Source organism: Halomonas sp. ATBC28 (genome assembly GCF_005937175.1).
Lineage (GTDB): Bacteria > Pseudomonadota > Gammaproteobacteria > Pseudomonadales > Halomonadaceae > Vreelandella > Vreelandella titanicae.
In genome coordinates this window covers 23,034-49,835 of sequence record NZ_VCQL01000011.1, presented here as the reverse complement: position 1 = coordinate 49,835, position 26,802 = coordinate 23,034, and the positions used below count along the sequence as shown (strand labels likewise).

Genomic DNA, 26,802 nt, shown 5'->3' with positions numbered 1-26,802 from the left:
AAGGCTGTGTCTTAAAGACTAAATCTTTAAGGGCTAAGTCTTTAAGGACAAAGTCTTATAGAGGGATTAGATTATGGCGCTTATTGATCAAGCACTGCTGGATGCCGTTGAAGGCATAGCTCGCGAAGCTGGCGACGCCATTATGAGTGTTTACGCCCGCGAATTCAGCGTGGAAGAGAAGGAAGATAAAAGCCCGTTAACAGAGGCTGATAAAGCGGCGCACAACGTTATTATGCGCGGTTTACAGGCGCTGCCGGTGCAGATCCCGATCCTTTCTGAAGAGGACATCGAGGGCTTTTCCGGTGCTGATGCTGAGGGCCGCTATTGGCTAGTCGACCCGCTGGATGGCACCAAAGAGTTCATCAAGCGTAACGGTGAGTTCACCGTCAATATTGCCCTGATTGAAAATGGTAAGCCGGTGCTTGGCGTAGTGACCGCGCCTGCGCTTGAGGTTGGTTACGTGGCCGCGCGGGGGCTGGGCGCGTTTAAGGTTGAAGCCGATGGTAGTCGTAAGGCCATTTCCGTGGCAGGCAAGCCTAAAGAGGGCGTAACGTGGCGCGTGGTGGGTAGTCGTTCGCACCCCAGCCCTGATTTGGCCGCTTGGTTGGAACGGTTGGGTGAGCACACCATGCTACCCATGGGTAGTTCGTTAAAGTTGTGCATCATTGCCGAAGGTTTCGCCGATGCCTACCCACGCTTGGGCCCCACCTGTTTATGGGATACCGGCGCCGCTCATGCGGTAGTGCTCGAAGCAGGCGGCCGGGTAGAAACCCTGGAAGGCACTGCACTTAGCTACGCCAACCCCAGCGAAAAGCTCAACCCCTATTTTGTGGTGTGGGGACATTAAGCCAAGGCGCCACCGATCTAAGTTTTGACATCAAGGTTGGTTGGGTGCCAATGGGCGTCGTTCCGCCGCCATCCGCGGGTGCACTCATTCGATTTCGGTGGTGTGATTACATGCACACCCCCTTGGAATTCCCGTCTTCAAGTGCAGGCGTGATTGAGTAGCGCGTGGTAAGCGCCAGCGCACCCGCGAAAGCAGCGCGAAGCGGTGCCGGATTTGGCCCGTGTAGGCGGAGTTGGTTGTGTGCCACGGGGCGTCGTTCCGACGCCTCCCGCGGGTGCCTACGAACGCTCGCTGAACTCGCTTTCTCGTTACCACGCGCTACGACAATCACTCGATTCCGGTGGCATCCCCGCTTTCATGTGCACGCGAGATTTAGCAGCGCGTGGTAAGCGAAGCGCACCCGCGGAAGCAGCGCGAAGCGGTGCCGGGGTTGGCCTGTGTAGGCGATGATGGTTGGGTGCCACCGGGCGTCGTCCCGACGCCTCCCGCGGGTGCCTCGAAACGCTCGCTGAACTCGCTTTCTCGTTACCACGCGCTACGACAATCACTCGATTCCGGTGGCATCCCCACCTTCATGTGCATGCGAGATTTAGTAGCGCGTGGTAAGCGAAGCGCACCAGCGGAAGCATCGCGCAGCGGTGCAGGGGTTGGTGAGATGGTGATGTTGAAGCAATAATGTAGTTGGCTGTGAATGTGTTGGAGAGCCGTATTCACTTAGGCTTATAAGTGACGATGTGCAAGGGGGTTGGTATGCTTCTAGCATCACTGCAAGAGATAATGAAGTGCCAACTCTACTTAATGAAAAAGGTTTCAAATTCTTTTTCTATGCAAATGAGCATCCTCCGCCACATGTGCATGTGATGAAGGCAGGAGGCTGGGCTAAAATTGAGACTGAGACGAGTGTGGTAATTTATTCGTCACTAAAGAAGCAAGAGCTCAAGGAGTGTCTTGAGCTAGTAAGTTTGCATAGACAGGAATTTTTGGAGGTGTGGAATGACTGGTTTATCAGGTAAAGAAGTCCATTTTGACGACCATTATCTTCATGTCGAATTGAGTGATGGGCGGCGCATTTCAACGCCTATGAGCTGGTATCCAGAACTTGAGCAGGCCTCTGTGAAGGTCTTGCGGCATTACCTGTTTATTTGTGACGCCACCGGTATTGAATGGCCGGATATTGATTACCACTTGAGCATTGCTGCAATGCTGGAAACTCACTCTCAAAAGGTAGCGTAGAGCGAAGCGGTGCCGGTTTTGGCCCGTGTAGGCGATGATGGTTCGGTGCCATTGGGCGTCGTTCCGCCGCCACCCGCGGGTGCCTCGAAACGCTCGCTGAGCTCGCTTTCTCGTTACCACGCGCTACGATAATCACTCGATTCCGGTGGCATCCCCACCTTCATGTGCATGCGAGATCTAGTAGCGCGTGGTAAGCGAAGCGCACCCGCGAAAGCAGCGCGAAGCGGTGCCGGGGTTGGCCCGTGTAGGCGATGATGGTTCGGTGCCACTGGGCGTCGTTCCGCCGCCACCCGCGGGTGCCTCGAAACGCTCGCTGAACTCGCGTTCTTCGTTACCACGCGCTACGACAATCACTCGATTCCGGTGGCATCCCCACCTTCATGTGCATGCGAGATCTAGTAGCGCGTGGTAAGCGAAGCGCACCCGCGGATGCATCGCGCAGCGGTGCCGGGGTTGGCCCGTGTCGGCGATGATGGTTCGGTGCCATTGGGCGTCGTTCCGACGCCTTTCGCGGGTGCCTACGAACGCTCGTTGAACTCGCGTTCTTCGTTACCACGCGCTACGACAATCACTCGATTCCGGTGGCATGATTATGTGCCACGGCCATGTGCACACACCTATGTAATCCCCACCTTCATATGCATGCGAGATTGAGTAGCGCGTGGTAAGCGAAGCGCACCCGCGGGAGCAGCGCGAAGCAGTGCCGGGGTTGGCCTGTGCAGGCGATGATGGTTGGTTGCCACGGGGCGTCGTCCCGACGCCTCCCGCGGGTGCCTCGAAACGCTCGCTGAGCTCGCTTTCTCGTTACCACGCGCTACGACAATCACTCGATTCCGGTGGAATCCTCACCTCAATGTGTATGCGAGATTTAGTAGCGCGTGGTAAGCGAAGCGCACCCGCGGATGCATCGCGAAGCGGTGCCGGGTTTGGCCCGTGTAGGCGATGAAGGTTCGGTGCCATTGGGCGTCGTCCCGACGCCTCCCGCGGGTGCCTCGAAACGCTCGCTGAACTCGCTTTCTCGTTACCCCGCGCTACGATAATCACTCGATTCCGGTGGCATCCCCACCTTCATGTGCATGCGAGATCTAGTAGCGCGTGGTAAGCGAAGCGCACCCGCGGAAGCAGCGCGCAGCGGTGCCGGGGTTTTCGCCATCACTCCCAATCCATTTCGGCGACGTCGGGGGCTTGTTGGGTGCCCCAGTCGGGGGTGTACCAGCCTTTTTGTACGCATTGTTGAAAGCTTGACCATTCCCAGTCGCGGGGCGCTCTAGACCAGCCGTGTTTGACGGGGTTGTAATGGATGTAATCCATATGGCGTTGCCAGTCGTTTTCGTCGCGAATGACGTGTTCCCAGAAGCCGCGCTGCCAGGCGTTATGGGTGCCGGGCGGGAAGAAGAATTCCTGTGAGGCGTATTTTTTGATATCCCGCCAGCGTGAGGAGTAGTCCGCGTCGCCTTCAGGCAGCCTCCAGAGGCAGTGGAGGTGGTCAGGGAGAAGTACGAACGCATCCATTACGAAGGGGCGCTCTTCTCGAACTGTGCGGAAGGCACGACCAAGGGCTTCAATATTGAGACGATCCGCCAACAGGGGTTGTCGTGCGTAGGTGACGACTGTAAAAAAGTAGCAGCCGCCAGGAACATGCGCGCGTCGATAGGTTGCCACCCGTGCCTCCATGCAAAATAATTGGCTTATAAAGGCCCATTGTAGCGCATCGTTATTAGCGGTGGGGCAGCCTACGGCTTGCTTAGGGTGTCTAGCGGTACTTCCAAATACTGTGGCCGATTGAGCACGTTGAGCAGGACGATGGCGCGCTCTTCGCCTTTAAGGCGGGTGAAGATGGCTTCCAGGTCTTTGAAGGGGCCGTCGGTGATGGTGACTTTCTCGCCAGCGCTGAAGTAGGTGTGAATCCCTTCCTTGCTGTGCGGCTGAGCGCGTAGGGTCTCGACAAGCTGTGAGGGCACGGCGACGGGCCTGTCACCGAAGGTCAGCAGGCGTAGCACCCCGCGAGTAGAGCGAATCGGACGCCAGTTGCTGACCAACTGATCCAAACAGATAAACAGGTAGTAGGGGAAGAGCGGCTCGGTCACCGTGGTGAGCTTTCCCTGGCGCTTGCGTTGGCTCTTCAGGACAGGGTGAAACACCTCATAACCTTGGTTGGCGAGGTGTTCGGCAGCGCGAAATGATTCGCCCCCTTTGCACTGAATAACGTACCAGGCGGGCGTTGCTGCGCCCTCCTGGTCATTGTAAACATCCATACCATCATCCTTGCGTCTGGAAAAGCGTTACAAAATTATGGCAGTAGCGCGGTGAGTGCATCAAGCGTTTGGTCAATGTGCGCCTGGGTATGCTCACAGGAGAGAAAGAAGCGCAGCCGTGCGCTTTTTTCGGGTACCGCTGGGTGCAGAATCGGCTGTACGTTGATGTGCTGTTCTAACAATGCGTTAGAAAGCCGGGCAGCCGCTGCGGAGCTGCCAATAATCACCGGTACGACCGCGGCACCGATGCTTTTGCCGGTATCCAAGCCGCGGGCAGTGGCCTGTTCAAGAAAGTAGCGCGAAATAGCATGCAGGCGCTGAACCCGTTCGGGTTCTTGCTGCATCAGCTGCAGCGCGGCTAGTGAGGGGGCGGCGACTTGGGCGGGCATGCCCACGCTGTAGAGAAAACCGGGGGCCAGGTAACGTAGTGTTTCCACCAGCGGCTTGCTGCCTGCGATATAGCCGCCGCAGCCTGCCATGGTTTTGCTCATGGTGCCCATCCAGATATCCACGTCGCGCGGGTCGATATCGAAATACTCGCGCAGCCCCAGGCCGGTGTCGCCCATGACCCCAAAAGAGTGGGCTTCATCGACCATCAGCCAGGCTTGATAGCGTTGCTTCAGTTCGATAAAACGCGGCAGCTCAGGGATGTCGCCATCCATGCTGTAGAGCCCTTCGATCACTACCAGAACGCGTTCGAACTGATGCCGATGCCGGGCCAACAGGGCTTCCAGCGCGGCGGGGTCGTTATGGCTAAACGACATGCGCTTGGCGCCGGAAAGCTGCGTGCCAACCAACGAGCTGTTATGGATGTACTCGTCGTGGAGCACTAAATCTTTAGGGCCCAGCAGGTGGCCCAGTGTGGAGACGTTAGTGGCGTGACCGCTCACAAACACCACCGCATCTTCAACGTTGTAGGCAGTGGCGAGGGCCTGTTCCAGCTCTTGGTGGATAGGCCGTTCGCCGGAGACCACGCGGCTGGCGGAGACCGAAGTGCCGTAGCGCGCCACGGCATCGCAGGCGGCCTGATTGATACGCGGGTCGCCTGAAAAGCCGAGGTAGTTATAGCTGGCAAAGTTGATGCAGGTCTGCCCATTGATCACGCTGGTCGCCCCGGCGGTGCCTTCGTGGACCTTGAAGAATGGGTCGACCAGGCCCAACTGATCGGCGGCCTGGCGCATCATGGCGATTTGCTGATAGCCGGGCTGGGCATCAAAGCGCGTGAAGCGCTCGGGCACCGTGCGTTGCTCTCCGCCTTGCCCATTGGAAGAGGGCGTGGCGCTGGCAGCACGCGGCGTAGTACGCCGGCGTGCTTGTTCCAACAATTGCTGTTTCAGTTCAGAGCGCTTAGCGGTCATGGAGTCTCAGTCGCGGGTGATGAGGAAGCGGACGCAGGCTCAGTGGTGAGCCCTTCAGGGCCTAAATCTTCAGTGCCATGTTGTGCGGCCAGTGAGGCTATCGCATCTTGCGGAGCGTCTTCAACATCGTCGTGCTGATGCATTTTCTGAATCAGCACGCCCGCCAGTTTGTCGAGTGTCGATGCTTCACTGAGCACCATCACTGACACCTGAACGCCCAAGCGGTTCTCGATAGCGGTCATTAGCTCAACGCCCATCAGAGAGTCGAAGCCCATATCGTAGACCGAGCGGTGAATATCGAGCTTCTCTTCATCAATCAGCAGAATGCTGGCCAGCTCGGCGCGCAGTAGATCGGTGACCGTGCTGTGCAGCTCCTCGGGTGAGAGGTCGGCGAGCAGGGCGCTGATGTCGTCATCTGCATCCGCGCTGCCGTCGTCGTCGCTGGCGCGGGCAATTTCGTTAAAGCGCGGCGCTTCGGCAGTGGGTAGGAAGCGAGCAAGCGCACCCCACTCTAGTTCCAGCACACCTAGGCTTGGCCCAGGGGCCAGCAGCATCTGCTCAAGCACTTTCAGCGCGTCATCCGAGCGTAGCGCGGAACCGCCCAGGCGCTCTTGCAGCGCATCACGGGTGCGGGTGTTACGAGCCAGGAAGCCGACATCTTCAATGGCGCCCCAGCGTACGCAGGTGGCTGGTAACCCTGCGGCACGGCGATTGGCGGCGAACGCCTCCAGCCAGTGGTTGGCGGCCACGTAGTTGGCCTGACCGGGGTTGCCGAACAGGGTGGTGGCCGATGAGTAGAGCACGAAGAACTCCAGTTCCGCCTCGCGGGTGAGTGCGTCCAGGTGGCGGGCGCCATCGATTTTGGGTGCTAACACTTTCTGAATGCGCTCGGCATCCAGGTTGCGAATCAAACCGTCGTCGATCACCGTGGCGGCGTGCACAATGCCCCGCAGCGGTGCTAGTTCACCCTTGGCGCGCTCCAGCACATCGGCCAGCGCAGTGCGGTCGGTAATATCGCAGGCGGCGGCGAGTACCGTAACGCCTTGCTGTTCAAACGACGCAATGGCTGCCTGAGCCTCTTCACTGGTGGGGCCGCTGCGGCTGAGTAGGATCAACTGCCGCGCGCCTTTCTCTACCAGCCACTGAGCAGTTCTTAACCCAAAGCCACCCAGGCCGCCGGTGACCAGGTAGCTGGCATCTGCGGAGAGCTGCATCGCTGCCGTGCCCAACACCTCGTTCTTGGGTGGCGCGATGGGTTGTTCATAGGTCACCACCACTTTGCCGATCTGGCGCGCCTGCTGCATATAGCGGAAGGCGTCGATTACCTGGGTGTGGCTAAACGAGGTAAACGGCAGCGGGCTTAAGGTACCGTCGTTGAATAGCGCCATCATCTCGCCAAACAGGCGTTGTGTAAGCGCAGGCTGCACCTTCATTAGCTGGTCGGAGTCGATACCGAAGTAGCTGAGGTTATTGCGGAACGGGCGCAGGCCAATATGAGTGTTTTCGTAGAAATCGCGTTTGCCCAGCTCCAGGAAGCGGCCGAACGGGCGCAGGGCGCGCAGGTTCTGGTTGATCGCTTCCCCGGCCAGAGAGTTGAGCACCACATCCACGCCTTCGCCCTGGGTGTCTTCCAGGATTTCTTCGGCGAAGGTGAGCGAGCGCGAGTCATAGAGTCGCTCGATGCCCATCAGACGCAGGAAGTCGCGCTTCTCTTCGGAGCCCACCGTGGCGTAAATTTCCGCTCCCAGCCACTGGGCTATTTGCAGCGCTGCAATGCCCACGCCGCCCGCGGCGCCGTGAATCAGGATTTTTTCGCCAGGTTCGACTCGCGCCAGATGCTTGAGCGCGTAGTAGACCGTGAAGAAGGTCGTCGGAATCGTCGCCGCGGCGGCAAAGCTAATGCCTTCCGGCAGTGCTGCAACGGCGTGCTGGTTGGCAATGACCTTGTCGCTAAAGCTGGCAGGGCCGAAGCCGACCACGGCTTGCCCCGGCGCCACGTGGGTGACGTTGCTGCCCACGGCCTTGACCACGCCTGAAAACTCAAGGCCGAGGGTGGGGCCGGCGAAGCCGTTCTCTATCGCTTCATCGGAGAGCAAACCCAGGGTGTACATCACATCGCGGAAGTTAAGCCCGGTGGCCTTAACACTGATTTCCACCTCGTCGGCACTGACTTGTGGCAACGGGCGCGGGCGCCAGGTTAATTGGCGCAGCTGGCCGGGCATGGCAAAGCCTAGTGACATCGCCTGATGCGGCTGCTTGGTCTGTTCATTGGTCTGCTCTTCCGCAGCTGGGTGCGGCGCGGGCAGGGTGCGCAGCCTCGTCGCAAAGCGATGGCCCTGGTTATCGATCAGCGCTTCGTTTTCGCTATCTGGTTGAGTCAGTAGGGTGGCCCAGGCGTGTAACGCAGGCTCGCTGACCGCTGCCGGTATATCCAGCAGGTAGACGCTATGGCCGACGGCTTCGTTGGCTAGCGAGCGGCCAAAGCCCCACAGCACGGCATCGCCAGGGGCGTCTGTCGCGCTGGCGGGTGACGTTGTCTGCCAGAGAGCGCTTACCCCGTTGGTCACCAACCACAAAGAGGCAGCAAGCGAGTGCTGCTCTAAGGCTAGCGTCCACTGCAGAGCGTGATTACAGCGGGCGGTTTGCGCTTCAGTGCTATTCGCGCCCAGGCCACGCAGGTCAACCACATTGAGGGTTAGCTCGCCCTGATTATCAGGTGCGGCTTGGGCCATTTCAGGTTGAGCCAATGCAGGTTGAGACAGTGCATGAGCCAGCAGCTCAGCAGGCGCACTCTGACTAACGCTGAGCAGCGCGGAAGCGCCTTGCGATTGCAGTGCCTCGACCAGATTGGCCGCCAGCGCTTCACTGTTGTGGTCGGCGACCACCAAGTGACGCCGTTGGGCCGTATTGGACTCGTCGTCTGCCGCTGCTAACGGGTAGTGGGCGTGGAGCAGGTAGGCGCCGCTGTCGCTCTCTTCCAGCGCCATCGGCGCGGAGACCACAAAGCCTTGGTCGTTTAGCCAGCTAATGAGCGTATCTTGCTCCAAGGCGGTTTGGTCGATGCCGGGCGTGGCCAGCAGATCATCCAGCCAGCGGCTTGGGGCGATACCAATCAGCATGACCTGGGCGCCAGGGGCGAGTTGCTCAGGTAATGCTTCGATTAACTGACGCGTGGCGGCCGGGTGGGTGATATCCACGCTTACAAACGCCAATTGAGCCTTTTCAACACCGATGGGGGCGGTTAGCGCAGCAACCTCGTTTTGGCCAAGGTGCTGCATATCCATCAGCGGGAAACGCTCTTGCAGCTGTTCTGCCTGATGGCGCGTGCTGTCGAGGGTGGTGATCACGCGGTAATGGGTAAGGTCGTGATACAGCGCTTGAGCGCTGCGTTCCAGTAGGCGTTCGCCCAACGCTGGCGCGCTGGGGCCTGCTTCGAGCAGTTGCAAACGCTGCCCGGCGGGGAGCTCTGCGATCAGCGCATCGATTAACTCGGCTAACTCGCCTGCCAACGCTTGCCAGCCGCTTTCGCCCACTAACACACGGTTTAATCGCGCCAAGTGGTCGTGGCTAATGCCCAGGGTTTCCAGGTCACTTGTGCCGCTACGCAGCGCCTGTTGGTGAAGCCCTAATCGGCCCACCAGGTGAATGGGCGCAAAGTAGTCGGGGTAGTCTTGCACCAGCAGTTGCCAGATAACGTCCGGCGAGTGCTGTGCTTCTTCGCTATCGACGCCGAGACCCTGCTGAGCAAAGGCTTCGCTAAGGCTATCGAGCAGAGGGGCGACTTCGTTGCCGTAACGCTGGCCGGTGCTTTCGCCGTAAACATTGGCAATATCTGCAAGGCGAGCAAGCGCATCGGCAGGTAGTGCCAGCGGTTCTGCGTGTAGCGGCGCCGGCGTCAGTTCAACATCCAAATAGCTGAAGTGCTGATGATGGGCGCGGTTGAGTCGAATCGCTTTGAAGCGGGTTTTGCTCAGTACTGCAACGGCGTTACCGGCGGCGTCATACAGCTCGAAATCGGCGGTAAAGGAGTGCGGTGCGCGCTTACCCATCACGGCGCGGGCGATAACCGGCACGCCTGCCTGGGCATTCACTTGAATACGTTCCACGCGAACCGGCACAAAGGCGAGCTGGGTGGCAAACTCACTATGTTGCGCGAGCAGTGGGATAAACATCTGGAAGGCGCTATCCAGAATGCCGGGGTGCACGTGCAATGTGCTGAGCTGCGCCTGGACTTCATCCGACAGGGCTATTTCACCAATCACTGCATCGCCGTCAATCCAGCCCCTGGAGATAGCCTGAAAGGCAGGGCCATAGTGAAGGCCAATACGCTCAGCCATCTGCAGGTGATCTTCCAGCGTGTAGTCCGGGGCACGAGTAGGCATCACCGGCGCTGTGCGGTTGAGCAGGAAACCACGGCTTTCACGCATGGTGCGGGCCACGGCATTCAACTGCCACTCTACCCCGGTGGCAGGTTCGCGGGAGTGGATCTCCAGGCGGCCATCTTCCGGTAGGTAGCTAAGCCGCATGGTGCGGCCATAGGGGCCGTCCAGCAGCAGCGGGGCACGGATTTCCAACTCTTCGATATCCAGCAACGGGCTGTCTTTTAGCTGCAGCGCCGCCGCCAGCGTCAGTTCCACAAAACCGGCACCGGGGAACACCGCGCCTTCGCCCACCACATGGTCGGCCAACCAGGGCTGGCGTTGGGTGTCGAGCTGGCTCTCCCAGGTGTGTTCGTGCTGCGCTAACGGGTAGCCCAGCAGTGGGTGCTGATAATAGCGTGACAGCAGGCCTTGGCCGTCATTGGTGCCGTGTACCCAATGGTGGCTGCGCTGCCAGGCATAGCGCGGTAGCGGCACACGCTGACCGACCACCGGGAAGTGGCTGCTAGTCAGGTTAAGACCACTCAGCAGTAGTTGGCTTAGGCTACGTTGCAAACCTTCAAGGCCGGGCTTGTGGCGCTCAATGGTGCCGAATACCAACCCTGGTCGCTCCAGTTGGCGCAGTGACTCATTGAGGTAGCGGCGTAGAATGGGGTGGGCGCCAATCTCTACAAAGACGTTATTGCCTTGTTCGATCAGCGCGATAGCGACGGCTTCAAACAGCACCGGCTCACGAATGTTTTTCCACCAGTAGGTGGCATCCAGCTCAAGCCCGTCACTCAGCTTACCGGTAACGGTGGAGTAGTAGGGAATCTGCGTGGCACTCGGGGTAATATCGGCCAGCGCGTCAATGACCCCAGCTTGGATGCTGTCCATCGCGGGGCTGTGGAAGGCGTAGTCCAGGGGCAGGCGTTTGGCAAAAACATCCTGCTCGCCTAGGGCGGCTTCCAAAGCGCTTAGCTGTTGGCTATCTCCCGCCAGCGTAATGCCTTTCGGGCTGTTAATACCTGCCAGGCATACCTGATTGAACTCGGGCTTTTCTAGCCACGCGGCGATGTCGTCAGCGCTCATGGCCACCGCGGTCATTTCGCCAAGGCCACGGGTTTTACCCTGGTAGTCGCTGCGGTAGTAAATCACTTTGACCGCATCTTCCAGACTCAACGCACCGCAGGCCCAGGCGGCGGCCACTTCACCTACGCTGTGACCGAATACTGCCGTGGGCGTAATGCCTTGGTCGTGCAGCCACTCAGTTAATGCCACCTGCAGTGCAAACAGCGCTGGCTGGGCGATTTCAGTTAGCGGGAAACGGTTCTCCCCATTGCGGCCTTCCAGTTCGGCGCGTAACGAGAAATCCCCGTGCTGCTGAAAGAGTGCGTCGACTCGATCAATCGCCGCGGCGAAAACCGGCGAATCGCTGAGCAGATCGTGCCCCATGGTTTCCCACTGGCAGCCGTTGCCATCATAAACAAACACTGGGCCTACTGCGTCGGGCAAGCGCTCGAGTGTGGTAACGCTGTTGGTTTCACCCGCGGCAAACTCGCTGAGTTGCGTGGCGGCTTCTTCAGCCGTTTGTGCAAACAGCAGTGCGCCATGGCTATGCCGGTCACGGTGGTGGAACAGCGTATAAGCGATGTCATACAGGCTGATGTCGCTACTTTCGCGTAAGTCGTTCTCGCGCAGGTAGTTGGCGAGCGTTTCGGCGCTTTGGCTGAGCGCGGCTTCACTGCGGGCGCTAAGGTGAATCGGTAGCGGTGAGTCTGGCGCCTGCGTTTCAGGTTTGACCCGTTCAGGCGGGCTTTCCAAAATAACGTGGGCGTTGGCCCCGCCAAACCCAAAGGAGTTCACGCCGATAACCAGACGGCCTTGTTTTTTCAGCGGCTGGCCTTTGGTGACCACTGAGATGTTCCACTCATCAAACTTAATGCGCGGATTGAGTTTGCGGATGCCAATCGTGGCCGGGACTTCGCGGTGCTGAATGCTGTAGAGCGCCTTGGCCAGACCCGCTACGCCGGAAGCGGTTTCCAGGTGGCCCAGGTTGCTCTTTACCGAGCCAATCAGCAGCGGCGTTTTGCGCTGCTGGCCGAGTGCTTCACCAATCGCACGGGTTTCAATCGGGTCGCCAACGGCGGTGCCGGTGCCGTGGGCTTCCAGGTAGTCGATTTCATCCGGCGAGATGCCCGCCTGTTCATAGGCGCGCTTCATTAGATCAATTTGGGCGCTTGGGTTAGGCACCGTTAGGCCAGATTTGTGACCGTCTGTGTTCACCGCGGAGCCTGCTACTACGGCAATAATATTGTCGCCGTCGGCTACCGCTTGGTCGTAATCCTTAAGCAGGAAAATGCCACCGCCTTCCGAGCGCACATAGCCGTTACCCGCTTCATCGAATACCTGACAGCGGCCAGTGGGTGAAAGCATGCTGGCTTTAGAGAAGATGATAAAGCCATAGGGGTGCAGGTGCAGGCTGATGCCGCCCGCCAGCGCCATACTGGTTTCGCCACTGCGAATCGATTGGCAGGCCTGGTGAAAGGCCACCATGGAGGACGAGCAGGCAGTATCCAGCGACATGCTGGGGCCGTGCAGGTCAAACACGTAAGACAATCGATTCGAGGCGATGCTGGAGGTGTTGCCAGTAGCGGTGGAGGCATCAATCGCTGCCATATCGTCCGCGATGCGATAAGAGTAGTCGAGGCTGGCCACGCCCAAAAATACCCCGCACTGGCTGCCGCGCAGGGAGCTGGGCAGAATGCTGGCATCTTCCATGGCTTCCCAGGCGAGCTCTAGAAGCATGCGCTGCTGAGGATCCATATTGGCCGCTTCACGAGGCGAAATACCAAAAAACTCAGCGTCAAACCCGCTGATATCGCCCAGGCTACCGGCGGCAAAGGTCACGCTGGTACCCGGGTGGCGCTTATCCGGGTGCATAAAAACGTCGTGGCTCCAGCGGTCAGCGGCCACTTCAGTCACTAAATCTTTTTCGGCTTGCAGATCCTGCCAGAACGTTTCAGGGGTGGTGCCGGGGAAACGATGGGCGGCGCCGATGATGGCAACGCGTTTAGTCATTCTTGCTCCTGAGGTTCTGGTTCTACCTTGATCACATCGCTACTTATATCGTGTCCAAACACCTGTTTGAATAACTGGACACCAAGTTCGTTTGCGGCTAGCTCAAATGGCTCGTAAGCGTTTGCTGCCCCTACCCCTGCTGTTACCCAACTCTCTGTTGACCATACCATGTAGGGAGTGCGGCCATCAGGCGGCGTGAAGTGTGCATACGCCTCAGGAAGAATGGGAACATGATCCCCATACCAGCCTAGCAGGCCCGGTCGCTTTGCAGTATTCAGCGAATTTTTAACGCTTACCAACATCTTGTCGGATTCACTCAAATGCTGCAAATAGACCGCTAAGTCACGCAGATGATCGGGTAACGGCCAAGGAGCGCCGGGCAGCGTATCGGCTAACGTTGCTTGGTTCGGTGCTTCTAAATGTAGCGGGCCGTGATTTTCCATGGTGATAACAAATACAAATAGCGGTCTATTATCGTCATCTTCAAGCAGCCGTCCAATTTTTCGTGCCACTGCCTGGTCACTAACGTATTGACCGTTTTTGTCGCTGCTCTGGAAGGCATTGATATCTATAAAGTGGTCAAAGCCTAATTGGGGGATCACCTTGTGACGAAAATAGAAGCTCGCCAGGTACGGATGCACACAAACCGTGCGATAGCCTGCCGCTTTTAGCGCGCTCGCTAAACTGGGCATTGGATGGCGGGCAAGCGTGCGGTAAGGGTTGAACTGGCGAATGCCCCAGTGGTCGGGTGCAATGCCCGTTAATACCGCGCACTCGGTACGCACTGTATTGGCACCCCAGGCGGGCACGTTTAATGCGCCATGCAGGGTGGCGTTTGCGCGAGTGATGTCGAAATGGTGAAGCAGGCTGGCATCGACCTCTTCACACCAGGGCCGAGGGTCGAAAAACGATTCACTCTGCACCAGCACCACGTTGGGCAGTGGCTGTTTGCCCTGATGCGCGCTCGCTACCGGTGTTAAAGCGTGGAAGGGCGATTGCTCTGGCGTCGGAACGGGAGCGCGCATTAGCGCCACGCCGTAGGACCATAGGCTAGCGAAAAGCCCTAAACGGTGCATGTCGTCTATGGGCTGTAAGACGATGGCGGGCAGCCTGCGGACACTAACAGCAAGCAGCAGCGAGCCCAAGGCTATTAATCCCAGCGCATTGGTTAGAAAGCGGTTGGCGCCCTCGCTAGTGACCAGCGACCCTTCCCAGTAAAAGAATCCACCAATTGCCACTACGGCGGCGCTGCTGGCGGCAATCGCCAAACCTACGCCGAAAAAGGGCACGTAAAGGCGCGGGTGCAGGATAGCGTCCCAGAAGTATTCAAAGTCATGGCAGATAAACGGCTCGTTGAGCGTATGCGATTTGGCGTTGCTCGACTGTACTACGACTAGTTGCAGCGAGAGACACACCATCACCGCAAACCAGGGGCGCTGGAGTAACAATACCAGCAGCCCGAAAAGTAGAAGCCATGAGCCAAGGTGGACACTATTGGCCGCTACTCCACGCTGCCAAAATGGGCGCGGCCGAGGGCTAAGCAGGGCTTCAAACAGACCACTGATCAATAGCCCCACGAGTAGCGGCCATATCAGCGCGCTAATCATGGGGTGTGTCTCCTGAGTGGTTGAAGCCCAGTCGCTCGATCAACCATTGCGAAACCCCTGCGGGCAGTACCGCCAGCCACCAAGTGCCAAAATTAAGTGGGAAGGGGAAGCTGATGCGCGCACGGTTTGCGGCGATACCGCGTTTAATGACCTTGGCCGCACGCTCGGGCGGCCACTCCCAGGGTTTGGGGCCGGGCATGGCCTCGCACATCGGTGAGGTAACATAGCCGGGCATGACCACTGTGACGCCGATACCGTGAGGCGCGAGTAGCCCGCGCAGCCCTTCGCCATAGGCTTTGATGCCTGCTTTGCTGGCGCTATAGCTGGGGGTAGTCGGTAAACCGTGCCATGCGGCAAGCGAGCTGATCAGCACCAATTGACCGCTGCCGCGGGTCTGCATGGCTGGCACTAGGTGTTGCACCATGGCGATGGGGGTTTTCAGGTTGATATCCAACAGCGCCTGCACGTCTGCCCAGGGCTCTAAGATATCAGGCCCTTGGGGGTGGGTGTTTTTGCCCGCATTGGCAATCAAAATGTCCGGTACCTGTTGGGCGCAGACTTCGGCTAGCCAGCTTTTCAGGGCGTGGTCATCGGTTAGATTGATGGTTGAGAGAGTGACCTGGGCACCTTTTTGGCGGCAAGTGGTGGCAAGCGCCTCTAGCTTCTCCTGCTGGCGTCCGTGCAATACTAGGTGGGTGCTGGGATCGGCATAGGCGTTTGCCAAGGCGCCCCCAATCGCGCCGGTGGCGCCAGTGATCAGCACGCAGCGTGAGTGTAGAGATGGGCTCTCAGCCTCTTTTGCAGCTTCTTTCACAACAACGTTCACAGAAGCTTCTCCAACGGCGATGGGCAGGCTTCGAGTATGCGGGCGGCGTTATCCACGGCTAAATCGATACCGGGCTGGCAGTAGTAGCCACCGTTAACTTGAACGGCATGCATCACGGTCTTTTGAAAATAACCAAATAGCTCGCTGTTAGGCGGCTGCGGCTGCTGCCAAAAATCCGCTAAGCCACCTTGATAGGTTAGCCCATCCAGATTATAGATCGGGTCGCTAAGCGCGTAGGTGGGGCAGTTCTTCTCCAGTGAAACGATGCCCACGGTGCTGTTAACGGTGACATTGCCCTTGGCGTGTTTGAGCAGGGCGTTGAGATCCCCAGACTCTAGATAGACGATGCGCCCATGCAGACCATGGCGTTCGGCAAGCTGCTTGATGATCTTGGGGTAATTGACCAAGCCCATATCCAAAGGATGGTTCTTAATACACAGCTGAGAATCGCTGGGCGCGTGCTTGGCGAACGAAGCCATCACATCGTCCATCACTTCCTGCATATTGGCGTAGGGAGAGTGATCGCGAATTTGCGCATCGCTATTTAGCTGCAGCGGCAGCATAAAGTAGGGGCGGCCACTTTCGATCAACGCTTTGATGCGTTCGGCATCGCGTTTTTTCCAAGCGGCTTTTAACTGAGCAAAGCGCTTCAGGTAGCCCGCGTACTCGACCGGCGCGGTGATCGGCGCGTGATTGCGGTAGTGCGGCGCAACCAGCGGATTGGCTAGCCCGGCCAAGTGGTAACCCACATCGTGCATGGCGCGAATTTTAAACGAGGAGCGAAAACGCACAGGGGCGGGTAGTTCGGGCAGTGCTTTGCCGGTTTCATAAAACCAACTTGGGTCACGGGGCAGTAGCGAGTGGCCGTTAACGCCTTCGCGCTCCAGTGTGATCCAGAACGGGCGAAAGTAGCCCTCTTCAAATACGTGGGTGCGTATACCGGCCGCGGCGGCGTTATCCACTGCTGGGCGATGAATCGGGCGACGATCACCAAATACTACTTGGTCGGTGATCGCGTACCGCTGCCAGAGTGACTTGATATAGCCAGGTAGTTCAGCGGTAGGGCCACGAAACAGATGGCTTTGGCCGTGGGTGCGCTGCCAGTAGGCGATATCGCCCGCATTGAAGTTGACCTTAACGACACGGTGCCCATCGTTCACCAGGCGCTTGGCTAAGCGCTGGTAAAAAGGTGAGCAAACGCCCTGCAAAAATAAGAATGCACGCTTCTGATGCTTCAACTCAATGCCTTCCGATCAACAAATTACGATAACAGCGGTAGAGATGCTGTTTCCATGTAAGGGTGTTTTTGTGTGCTCTTGCCTGTTCCAACAGGCTGACGACGGTTTCAGCATTGCATAGCTGGCGAGTCGTTGGGTCTACATAGCCGGGATAGAGAATCAGGGTACCGGCTACCAAGGCATCCAGCGAGAGTGAACGCGTACGGCGTGGGCAGCTAAGCGCATCCTGAGTTAAGCCCCAGCCAGCATAAAACGGTAGGCCGTAGGTGCTGACTTCTCGTTTGCGCAAAAGTGCTTCAAAGCCGGTTAAAGAGCTCATCGTATGCACTGCATCGACGCGCTCTAAAAGGGTTGCGATGTCGATATCGCTGGCGTCTAGATCATACAGGCGTTTGGCATCGGTATCGAGTGCTCCGACACGCGCACCGCTCAATACATCGGGATGGGCTTTATAGACAATAAAGGCATCTGGATGTGCTTCCCGCACTGCCCTTAACAGCCCGCTATTGGTGTTAATGTGTGGCGAGCCGGTGGCAATCGAGGCGTCGCTCTCTACTTGGCCAGGCACCAGTATGGTGTAACGCCCTTTGGGCAGTTCGATCCCCGACTTTCCACGTACGTTGTACTTGGAGAGTTTGAGCGCCACTAATCGCTTACGTAACTGCAGCGCACGTTGCAGCAGGTCGTCGCTAAAGGGGGCGCTATTGAGCAGCGTCTCTAAATCACTGGGTTGGCTGGGGTCGTAGTAGATACCCTGTGAATCAATCACCAGCGACAACGGCTGAGTAAGATCGACTCCCAGCCCCACTGAACGAATGAACCCATCTTCCATGCGCCATAGCTTCTCCATGTGTTGGGCGTGCTGGCATTTAAAGTCTGCATCAATACGGCTTGACCATACCAGCAGCCGTTCATCGGGCTGCTCGCTCTCGGGAAGCTTCGCTTGATAGTTCACGCGTGCGAAGGCGCCTAGAAAGTCGCCAATAAAGCGACGCTTCCAAGTAGAGAACCCGCATGCTCGCCAGCTTCCCCGATAGCGCTCCTGCTGGCGCCTTTGATCGGCGATCAAGGCAATGGTCTCTTCCAGCGTGGCAGGCTGCTGAGTGTAAGGGTTAGCGTAGCGGCAATAGCGTAAATAGGCGGCGGCAAAGACCTCAACTAAGGTGCGCTTTACACGACGGCGGTGGCAGGGCAGTTGATCATGGGTAAGCCCCCAACCTGCATAAAACGGAATGCCAAAGCAGTGCACCTGCTTTCCGGCCAGCAGTGCTTCAAAGCCGAGCTGGCTGGTCACGACGTAAACGTGGTCAACCTGGTCAAATAGCGCCCAGGGGTTGAGGTCTTCACCGATGACCCTGCAGCGCGGGTGGTCTGCGGCGTTAAGTAGGTGGCCCTGTTTTTTACCCGCGATAACGTCAGGATGAATCTTGACTAATATCTCGGCGTCGGGGTGCTCTGCTAATGCCGCCTCAAGCATCTGGTTGAAGCTACTAGCGCTAGCGCCCCCATAGTTAATTGAAGCATCCCCAGCGGTTTGGTCGACCACTAATACACTCGCCCGGCTGGCATCGTTAATCGGCTGATCGGGGGAGTGGTTATATTTGGAGAGCCGATAGCGAGCGATCAATGCCATGCATCGTTCAGCCTGCTCTAACTCTTCATTGTTGAAACTGGTTGTGTTGAGCCAGTTTTCCAAATCAGAAGGGCGTGAGGCGTCGTAATAAATGCCGGTCTCATCGACTACCAAACTGTGCGGCTGAAAGCCATTTACGCCTAGCCCTAACGAGCGTAAAAAGCCATCTTCTAATGCGATATAGATCAGTTGATGGCGTTGGGCATACTGCCTAGCGCTTACGCTGGTGGGTTTTAATCCCCATCCAATCATTGCCTCGGGCATCTTTTTAAGGGAGCTTATTCGGACGAATTGGTCAAATTCGGGCAGTAGCGCAGGCAAGGTAGCCAGCTTGCGAATACCTGGGGACGTGTAACCTGCCGTTCGTTTCGCCATACATGAGGCCGCTTTGAGGTAACAGGATTAGGGGTAGGCGGGCGAACATACGTTAATTGGAGGGGGTTATCAATTCAGGCGTTGTGAGTACTCACTATTTTTTCGATGCATAGCAACTATTTGCATGATAAAAAAAATTACCTTAAGTTTGATTTATTCAACGCGCATGGTTGTCACTTTTTTGGTAGATTCGCTTACTCTATGTGCCCTTAATACCGTTCTCTAGGATCTGGAATTAAAGTAAAGTATGCATAAAAAGGATAGTCGGTGCGCTTTGCCTGTCTGCTAAAGAATCTATTTTCTTTCAGTTCCTTGAAGGGGCGCCTTTTGCTGGGGCTCTCCTTTACTTTGCTGTTGCTGATCGCGTTGGTGCTGGGTATGGCGTGGCAAGTCGGAAAGACTATGGTGCAAGAGACTAATATGTCGCACTTGCGCTATGAAGCCACTCTACTTGCTGATGAGGTGACCCAACAAATTGAGATGCGCTTCCAAGCATTAGAACGCTTAAGCGAAATGATTGGCACCACAGAGGATGCGAGCTGGATCAGCTATCAACTGCAGCAGAACGATAGCCTACTAGCTTTGTTTGAGGGGATTGTGGTTGCTAACAGTGATGGTGAGGTTATTGCTGATTGGCCTGCAATCGTTGGTCGCGTAGGGCTCGACACCTCTGAGCTTGAGTATTTTCATATGCTTCGTGGTATTCGCCGACCCTATGTTAGCGAGCCCTTTGTCGGTCGTGCGAGCGGTATGCCGATGGTGCTAGTGGGCGTGCCACGATTTACCAAGCAAGGCGAGTTTGACGGTTTTATTGGAGGTGTCCTTAGCTTGGATTCAGGAGGGATATTTAGCCGTTTAGCTAAAGTTCGCTTGGGTGAAAAAGGCTATGCAGGTGTTGCTACTGCCTCGGGTAAAGTCTTATACCATCCTGAAAATTCATTAATTAATGCTTCTGTACCCAGTAAGGCATTGAACCCATGGCTGGATTTGGCGCTGGATGGTTGGGAAGGTGATGCTGTAGGTCGGCTTGTGAGCGGGGAAATGGGGCTGCAATCTTATGCGCAGATTTGGCCTGCTGGTTGGATCGTTGGCCTTTACGTGCCTATTTCCCAAGCACAACTTCCCCTAGCAGATTTTATCAAGCAGCTTTGGTGGACATGGGTTGTGCTTGTTTTACTTATGTTCCCTTTGCTGTGGTGGATGTTGGGACGAGTGCTTACACCGTTGAGGCATTTGGAGAAACAGATTGGCGAGGTGGGTTTAGGGCACCGTGAGAGCGTCAGTTTGGCTACCAAAATGCAAGAGCTACAGCAGGTGGCGAGCACCTTTAACCGAGTGGAAGATGAACGGCAGCTGTTGTTAGGCAATCTTCAAGAGCGCGAGGCGTTTCTTGACTCGGTACTGAATGCCGCGCCGCAGGGTATGTTTGTCGCTAATATGAAAGGTGACATTACTTACATGAACCCTGCGCTACTCGATATGCTGGGTATTCTTCCAGGTTCGCCTATGGAATCTTGGCTTAAGCAGATCCACATGTCTGATCGTGATGGGGCTAAAGACATGTGGCTACATAGCCTGCGCACCGGTAGTGATTTTGTCCGCCAATTGCGTTTTTTGCGCAGTGATAACGAACTTCTTTGGCTAGATATACATGCGCGGGTAGTCACGCTTTCTCAAGATGGCCATACCCTTGGTTTAGTGGGTGTAGTTAAAGATATTACCGAGCGTAGGGAGCAGGAAGCCATTCAGCGCTGGGAAGCTGAACATGACCCGTTAACCGGCCTGTTGAATCGTAGGGGCTTTGAGCGCCGCCTAGAAGAAGCCTTTGCCGATTTCCAAAAAACCAGCACGCCTTCAGCTCTTTTGTTGTTTGATTTGGATCACTTCAAACCTATCAATGATGAAGGTGGCCATGCTCTAGGCGATGAGATGTTGCGCCGCATTGCTCAGGTGGTTGCCTGGGAAGTCCGCCGTAGCGATCATGTGGCGCGCCAAGGGGGAGATGAGTTTGGTGTGCTGCTCCCCAGCTGCACCTTGGCTCAGGCAAGGAGAATCGCTGAATCCCTGCGTCAGTCGGTAGGGGAAATCTCTGTTACCCATGAAGGCAAAGAGTACATGGTTACACTCAGTATTGGCGTTACCACCTTTGATGAAGAGGATTCTAATGTGTCTGACGTTTTGGCACGGGCCGATGCCGGTAGTTACAAAGCCAAAGGGATGGGACGCGATGGGGTAGTTGTCAATATGCCTCACAATAACGATGACGTAATGGCGCTTTTCGATTCGCCCAAATAGTTTCTCATATAAGCACTCTAAGCCTGCGCAGCGGCTTGGCGTGCTTAGCAGTCGACAAAACATGTCCAGCAGTAGAGTATAAGCAGATGCTGAACTTGTCGTTAAAAGCCAGTTTTTAAAATCAAGGCTGACTGAGATACTGTTGTGAACCTACTTGAACTGTTTGCCCGCACGCTGGATGTCACGCTGCCTGTCTTTGCGATGGTGTTTGTAGGCCTGGGCCTTAAGCGCTTGAAATGGATTGATAGTGCCTTCGTCTCGACCGCTTCTGCGCTGGTATTCAAAGCAACACTCCCCACGCTGATCTTCCTTAGTTTGATTAAAGCTGACCTAAGCGTTGCGCTGGACATTTCGCTGATGCTGTTTTTTGCTGTGGCAACGCTGGGGCAGTTTTTATTCAGTTGGGGCTGGGCGCGCTACCGTGTAGCACCTCAGGATCGTGGTATTTACGTTCAAGGCGCGTTTCGCGGCAATTGTGGGATAGTGGGTTTGGCGCTAGCGGCGGGCATGTACGGTAACTATGGCCTGTCAGCGGGCAGTCTTTTGCTGGGCGTGGTCATCGTGATGTATAACGCGCTTTCGGTCATCGTGCTGGCATTTTACCAACCTGGTCAATCCACCGATTGGCGCAGCCTGCTCAAACATGTAGCGAAAAACCCACTCATTATTTCCGTATTTGCAGCATTACCCTTTACCGCGCTCTCGATCCCGCTGCCCAGTTGGGTGATTACCTCAGGAAACTATTTTGCCTCGTTAACACTACCGTTGGCGCTGATTTGTATTGGTGCGACGCTCTCCGTGTCGAGCATGCGTGACAGCAGCCAAGTGGCACTTGGCGCTAGTTTGATGAAGATGGTAACACTACCGGTGCTCTCCACCGTGGCGGCCTGGTTGGTGGGCTTTTCCGGCGAACAGCTGGGCTTACTGTTTCTGTTCTTTGCCAGCCCCACCGCTGCCGCAAGTTTTGTAATGGTCAAAGCAATAGGCGGCAATGTGGCTCTGGCCGCCAATATCATCGCCATTACCACCCTGATGGCGAGCATTACCGTTACGCTGGGCGTCTTTGCGCTGCGTTTACTCGGCTGGATATAGAGTTGAATAGCGCAACTCGGTTGGCCCTGCCTAAGCTGACGCGTTATACTACGCGCCCGCAAGTTTGGACGACGTTAGTCCCTGTAGCTCAGTAGGATAGAGCAGCCGCCTCCTAAGCGGCAGGTCGCAGGTTCGACTCCTGCCAGGGACGCCAACTGGGGTTCTTTACAAGTCCTGGGAAGGCCTAAAAAAGAGTACAATACTCTGAAATACATGATTTTTTACTCCTCGTCGTTCCTTCCAAATCCCGCTGCTAAATGGTATACAGAATGGTATATACCCCCATTCGAAGATGCTCGGTATACCGCCATGGCACTAACTGTTCGACAGATAAACTCAACCAAACCAAACCTAGTACTAATACTCCGTCAGATGACAATTTGGCGCTCATCAATGGCCTGCTTCGCGTTTCTGGATAGGCAACGCTGGAGGAAGACACAGGCGAGATGAACTGACCCACAAAATCAGCTATGTGCACTAACCGTAGCGCGTGGTAACGAATCTCGCGAGGTACGAGCGAATGAGGCACCCGCGGATGGCGGCGGAACGACGCCCAGTGCCATCCAACCAACACTGCCTGCAAGAGCCAAACCCTGCCACCGCGGCAAATGGAGTATGTTCCGAGCCTGGACGACCTGGATAGTGCCCAAGCCTAATCCAGCCATTCTGTAGCGTATGACCAACGCCCCGCCAATGTGCGGGGCGTTGGTATGTTAGGGCTAGGAATCCAAGCTCTGGCTGTCGCCCACCCGTTCAAGCGGGAGAGACGCATGTGCTACTTTATATCTATTATTTTTTGGAGAAAAAACAGCAATGGAAGTCACTATCGGTAATGATTCTGAATTGATCAGGCAGGCTCAAGGTATTCGTTATCAGGTGTTTACACGTGAACAGCAGATTCCTGCAGAGCTGGAACTGGATGGACTGGATGAGGAATCATTCCACGCGCTGGTAACGAACAACGGTGAACCCATTGCAACGGCCCGACTAACTGTGAAAGAAGACGGCTCTTCTACCATGGCCAGGATAGCGGTCAGTGAGGTATGTAGAGGAATGGGCGTCGCTTCGAAAGTTGTCCAGGCAATGATGCAATATGCGCAGGAGTTAGGTGTCACTTCCATTGAGATCCATGCTCACACTTACCTTAGAGATTACTACGAAAGGTTTGGATTTGAGTTCATCAAGGAAGTAGAAGTCGTTGGCGAACATCAACTGATTGAAATGCGGTATCAGACAGCGCATTCATAACCAAACATTCAAGGTTGCTCTAGCGGCAGTTTTGTCAGTCATAGGCGTTCGCCCTAACCGCGACTTAGGGCGCGCTATCGCTTCGCAGCTCAGAAGATAAGATCCGTGGCCGCCAGCACACCGCGCTAAGTAAGGACGCTGTATCGGCAAAAGAAGGTGGTATGTGACCGGCGCCCCGTGGCGCCCAAGCAACGCCACATGCACGAACCAACCACGACACCGCTTCGCGCTGCTCCCGCGGGTGCGCTTCGCTTACCACGCGCTACTCGATCTCGCGTGCACATGAAGATGGGGTTTCCAAGGCCGTGTGCACGTTACACTTCCTCTTCAAGGCAGCTATCAATCCAAAGCGGATATGGCGACAAAGGCAGCGGGAATGCTGCATGCGCTATGATTGGTATTATGTAACCGAATCATGGTGTTATGTATGCTTTGGTGGATGTTTTGGTATACGGAAAACTCCAGCATTTGAACTCGAGCCCTTGGATGGCGGACATTTCAAGCTGTGGTATATCTAATACGGTCACTGTGGCATAAAAAACTGCTAATGCGGGGCTGAATAATTAAGTGGCCTGACTCATCAAGCTCTCATAAGGGATTCGAAGCCCCTCATGCAGGTTTTTGATCATGCGAAGGCTGAGTTTGCGCTTACGGTTCAGCACCTCTGACACTCGGCCGCTCGAGCCGATGTATGCTTCAAGATCACGCGGCGTTAGGCCCTGCTGCTCCATGCGGAATTTGATCGCCTCAATAGGATCAGACGGCCCGATGGGGTAGTGTTTATCCTCGTATTTCTCTATGAGGATTGAGAGCACTTCGATTTCGTCCGCTTCAGGAGTGCCTGTCTCAGCAGCCCAAAGCTCTTCAAGACGAGCAAATGCGCGGTCAAGATCGGCATCATTATGGATAGGCTGGATGTTCATTATATTGTCTCCGCATCGACTTTATCGTACTGGGCGTGGGTGCCAACAAAACGAACCCAAGCAATTTGCTGCTCATACCGAATGGAGAGTATGACTCGGTACTTGTTACCACCGATATTGAAAACAACCCTGCCACCTTTAAGGATGCTGGCGGTTCCAATGTCGGCCTTCAACTGTTGTGGCGTTTCCCAGGATGCTTTTAGCATCATGTTGTACCACTCGGTTAATGGGGTCTTGGCGTCGTCATAGCCCTGCTCCCAAAACTCTTTCAGTGTGCGCTTTGCTATGACTCTCATGCTTTCTCCCATTTTGGGATATTTTGGGTTCTCCTGTTTTGGGAGTCAAGCTCTATTTTAACAAACTGGCACCACCCCACCCTTTAGAGCCAAGATCGGTTAGAGCGCCCGTAGAGGCGTGCCGACAAATACTTTAAGGGAATCCAATGGCGCCGGAAGCAGATCCGTCTTATATCGATATACCGCTCAATATATATTTTTCGACCAAAAATCCCGTACCGATACAGCGAATAGCGAACTCGCTGCTAGCATTAGATCAGCTATCCAAGCGATTTCCTGAGCTTATCGCCGAGCTAACCGGCGTCGATCTAGGGAAAGATAAAGTAGGGATATTAAGCCTATCTCAAGCTGGGCCAGCTTCCTCAAAAACCTCATGTTGCTGGCGCGGTTTAACCGCCGCATGTTGATGAATGTTGAGATTGCTTAGGCCGCCAACCTGGTGTTCTCAACTGCACTGGTGCCGGTTTCCACCAGATCGCCAGTATCCGCCTCCTGGTATCCATGGTGGTATCCATCAGATGGCTAGTTAACACGAAGGGTGAACAGCCAGCACTGTTAACTAAATGTAGGCACGAATTTTCTTACGAGCGAAAAGTACGAATCGGTACGCAGCTTGGTACGCACGATAGGTGCGCAGCTAGAAGTGTGTCCGGGCGCATGACGACGTGTTTAGGCTAAATATGTAGCCCGTCATTTGACTTGTTGTGCAGATGGATTCAACATATTTTTGTACGTGATTTCAGTTATTTTTTACATAATTTTTTGTAAGTTTATGTTTTTTAGTATTTTTTATTCATTTTTTTGAGATAAAATTTTAGGGGATTTGAGATAATGAGTGACCCTGCTTCATTTCATCATCATGACCTGGTGCTTCTAAATCCATCCTTCGATTCACCTCTCGTCGATGTACTGACTGAGCTTGAGTACCTTAGGAGGCTTCAGCTTGGTGGGAGTACGCCAGCACCTACATTTTTTCAGCTTAAAAATATTTTCCATATATTGGAAAGCTTGGGATCGGCAAGAATTGAAGGTAACCACACTACACTGGCTGATTATGTGGAAAGCACTTTAGAGGGTACGCAACGTTCGAGTGATCACTTGAGCGAGATAGCTAACATCGAAAGGGCTATGTCATACATTGAGGAAGAGCTGGAACCTGATTATCCCATATCAGAACATTTTATAAGAGAGTTACATCAACTTGCAATAGATGGCCTTGAGCGAGAAGGCGATGAAACTCCAGGTGCTTACAGAACAGGTCAAGTCAGAATAGCCAAGTCTAGCCATCTTCCTCCAGAGCCATTTCGGGTCGGAGAGTACATGCAAGAGCTGGTTAACTTTATAAATAATAGCGATCAACAAAAATACGATCTTATGAAAGTAGCTTTAGCCCATCATCGATTTGGGTGGATACATCCATTCACCAATGGAAATGGGAGAGTAGTTCGCTTATTAACCTATGCATTGATGATAAAATATGGCTTTAACGTTTCGATGGGCAAGACGGTCACAGGCCGTGTGCTCAACCCGACGGCTGTTTTTTGCAATGATCGAGAACGCTATTATGAAATGCTATCGCTTGCTGATTCAGGCTCCCCAAAAGCACTACATGACTGGTGTGTATACGTTTTGCAAGGGGTTCTAGATGAGCTGAAAAAGCTGGATAAGCTTTCAGACTATACATTTTTGAAAGAGAATATTTTGTGGCCAGCGCTAGAGAATGCCCGAGAAAGAGAGCTGATAACGGCACAAGAGAAAGATATTCTAAATTTGGCTATTGAAAGACAAATTGTTAAAGCAAGCGACCTTGCTTCTGTAATGAAGGGCTCAAAATCCCCTCAAAGAACATACCAAGTACGAAAGCTTGTTGAAGCTGGAATGCTTAGGCCTATAGCTGAAGGGGCTCGACAATATACGATTGGTTTTGATAATAGCTTTCTAGTCAGAGGTGTCATAAAAGCTCTATCTGATAATGGATTTATTCCACCTCAAGTTGAAGGGCTCTAAGGGATAGTGAGTGCCTTTGAAGCAAGTGTTGAGTAGTAACGGCCTTTACTTTCACCTTAATCCTAAGGCTGCAAGGAAAATCTGCTTCTAAATTAGTATAGCGCTGGCACTTAAAGCTGGAATCTCGGCT

Annotated in this window: 19 protein-coding genes and 1 tRNA gene; 9 read left to right on the top strand and 11 right to left on the bottom strand. The window is 55.2% G+C overall.

The annotated features are described in order from the left end of the window. Positions 1-73 precede the first annotated feature (73 nt). The 3 genes from cysQ (at position 74) to E0L35_RS13935 (ending at position 2,080) form a co-directional block, all read left to right on the top strand. Positions 74-847: a 3'(2'),5'-bisphosphate nucleotidase CysQ gene (cysQ, locus tag E0L35_RS13950; protein WP_138800580.1), complete on the top strand. Its 774-nt coding sequence runs from the start codon at positions 74-76 to the stop codon at positions 845-847. Between the two features lie 382 nt (positions 848-1,229). Continuing rightward, positions 1,230-1,523: a hypothetical protein gene (locus E0L35_RS26285; protein ID WP_171051154.1), complete on the top strand. Its 294-nt coding sequence runs from the start codon at positions 1,230-1,232 to the stop codon at positions 1,521-1,523. Between the two features lie 317 nt (positions 1,524-1,840). After that, positions 1,841-2,080, top strand: a complete 240-nt coding sequence (locus tag E0L35_RS13935) for a DUF2442 domain-containing protein (RefSeq protein WP_022524100.1) — start codon at positions 1,841-1,843, stop codon at positions 2,078-2,080. Between the two features lie 177 nt (positions 2,081-2,257). On the opposite strand, the gene E0L35_RS26280 is transcribed toward E0L35_RS13935, so the two are convergent. Continuing rightward, positions 2,258-2,434 carry a hypothetical protein gene (locus tag E0L35_RS26280; RefSeq protein ID WP_171051153.1) on the bottom strand — a complete coding sequence of 59 codons (177 nt, stop codon included), beginning with the start codon at positions 2,432-2,434 and terminating at the stop codon, positions 2,258-2,260. A gap of 307 nt (positions 2,435-2,741) precedes the next feature. On the opposite strand from E0L35_RS26280, the gene E0L35_RS13930 reads away from it, so the two are divergent. Continuing rightward, positions 2,742-3,026: a hypothetical protein gene (locus E0L35_RS13930; protein WP_138800578.1), complete on the top strand. Its 285-nt coding sequence runs from the start codon at positions 2,742-2,744 to the stop codon at positions 3,024-3,026. Positions 3,027-3,232: 206 nt separating this feature from the next. On the opposite strand, the gene E0L35_RS13925 is transcribed toward E0L35_RS13930, so the two are convergent. The 8 genes from E0L35_RS13925 to E0L35_RS13890 all read right to left on the bottom strand — a co-directional run bounded on the left by E0L35_RS13925 (position 3,233) and on the right by E0L35_RS13890 (position 18,811). Continuing rightward, positions 3,233-3,742, bottom strand: a complete 510-nt coding sequence (locus E0L35_RS13925; RefSeq protein ID WP_039860446.1) for a transposase — start codon at positions 3,740-3,742, stop codon at positions 3,233-3,235. 71 nt (positions 3,743-3,813) lie between these two features. Next, complete coding sequence (gene rfaH / locus E0L35_RS13920; RefSeq protein WP_022524098.1) at positions 3,814-4,335, bottom strand: transcription/translation regulatory transformer protein RfaH; 522 nt, start codon at positions 4,333-4,335, stop codon at positions 3,814-3,816. Positions 4,336-4,370: 35 nt separating this feature from the next. After that, positions 4,371-5,693, bottom strand: coding sequence for an aminotransferase class I/II-fold pyridoxal phosphate-dependent enzyme (locus E0L35_RS13915; protein ID WP_009288306.1), 1,323 nt, complete (start codon positions 5,691-5,693; stop codon positions 4,371-4,373). Beyond that, on the bottom strand, positions 5,690-13,132 hold the full coding sequence (locus E0L35_RS13910; protein WP_138800577.1) for a type I polyketide synthase: 7,443 nt from the start codon (positions 13,130-13,132) through the stop codon (positions 5,690-5,692). Before E0L35_RS13910 ends, E0L35_RS13915 begins: the two co-directional genes overlap by 4 nt. Further along, positions 13,129-14,739 (bottom strand): LTA synthase family protein, encoded by a 1,611-nt coding sequence (locus E0L35_RS13905; protein ID WP_138800576.1) that lies wholly within the window; start codon positions 14,737-14,739, stop codon positions 13,129-13,131. Before E0L35_RS13905 ends, E0L35_RS13910 begins: the two co-directional genes overlap by 4 nt. Continuing rightward, positions 14,732-15,565 (bottom strand): SDR family NAD(P)-dependent oxidoreductase, encoded by an 834-nt coding sequence (locus tag E0L35_RS13900; RefSeq protein WP_230804088.1) that lies wholly within the window; start codon positions 15,563-15,565, stop codon positions 14,732-14,734. Before E0L35_RS13900 ends, E0L35_RS13905 begins: the two co-directional genes overlap by 8 nt. Continuing rightward, the gene (locus tag E0L35_RS13895) at positions 15,562-16,803 is read right to left on the bottom strand and encodes a capsular biosynthesis protein (protein ID WP_138800575.1); all 1,242 of its coding nucleotides are present in this window, start codon (positions 16,801-16,803) and stop codon (positions 15,562-15,564) included. The genes E0L35_RS13900 and E0L35_RS13895 overlap by 4 nt, the downstream gene beginning before the upstream one ends. A gap of 1 nt (position 16,804) precedes the next feature. Next, positions 16,805-18,811: a capsular polysaccharide biosynthesis protein gene (locus E0L35_RS13890; protein ID WP_138800574.1), complete on the bottom strand. Its 2,007-nt coding sequence runs from the start codon at positions 18,809-18,811 to the stop codon at positions 16,805-16,807. Between the two features lie 327 nt (positions 18,812-19,138). Between E0L35_RS13890 and E0L35_RS13885 the strand changes: the two genes are divergently transcribed. From E0L35_RS13885 to E0L35_RS13870, 4 genes are all read left to right on the top strand, one after another. After that, entirely contained in the window at positions 19,139-21,106 is a 1,968-nt protein-coding gene (locus E0L35_RS13885; protein WP_138800573.1) for a diguanylate cyclase, read from the top strand. 144 nt (positions 21,107-21,250) lie between these two features. Beyond that, complete coding sequence (locus tag E0L35_RS13880; protein ID WP_027958987.1) at positions 21,251-22,198, top strand: AEC family transporter; 948 nt, start codon at positions 21,251-21,253, stop codon at positions 22,196-22,198. A 77-nt stretch (positions 22,199-22,275) separates the two neighbouring features. Then, a tRNA-Arg gene (locus E0L35_RS13875) sits at positions 22,276-22,352 on the top strand. 659 nt (positions 22,353-23,011) lie between these two features. Next, entirely contained in the window at positions 23,012-23,446 is a 435-nt protein-coding gene (locus E0L35_RS13870) for a GNAT family N-acetyltransferase (protein WP_138800572.1), read from the top strand. 563 nt (positions 23,447-24,009) lie between these two features. Here E0L35_RS13870 and E0L35_RS13865 read toward each other — a convergent pair. Then, positions 24,010-24,369 carry a transcriptional regulator gene (locus E0L35_RS13865; protein ID WP_138800571.1) on the bottom strand — a complete coding sequence of 120 codons (360 nt, stop codon included), beginning with the start codon at positions 24,367-24,369 and terminating at the stop codon, positions 24,010-24,012. Beyond that, positions 24,369-24,665 (bottom strand): type II toxin-antitoxin system HigB family toxin, encoded by a 297-nt coding sequence (locus E0L35_RS13860; protein WP_027958990.1) that lies wholly within the window; start codon positions 24,663-24,665, stop codon positions 24,369-24,371. Before E0L35_RS13860 ends, E0L35_RS13865 begins: the two co-directional genes overlap by 1 nt. Positions 24,666-25,496: 831 nt before the next feature. Here E0L35_RS13860 and E0L35_RS13855 point away from each other — a divergent pair. Continuing rightward, positions 25,497-26,672 carry a Fic family protein gene (locus tag E0L35_RS13855; RefSeq protein ID WP_138800570.1) on the top strand — a complete coding sequence of 392 codons (1,176 nt, stop codon included), beginning with the start codon at positions 25,497-25,499 and terminating at the stop codon, positions 26,670-26,672. Positions 26,673-26,802 lie beyond the last annotated feature (130 nt).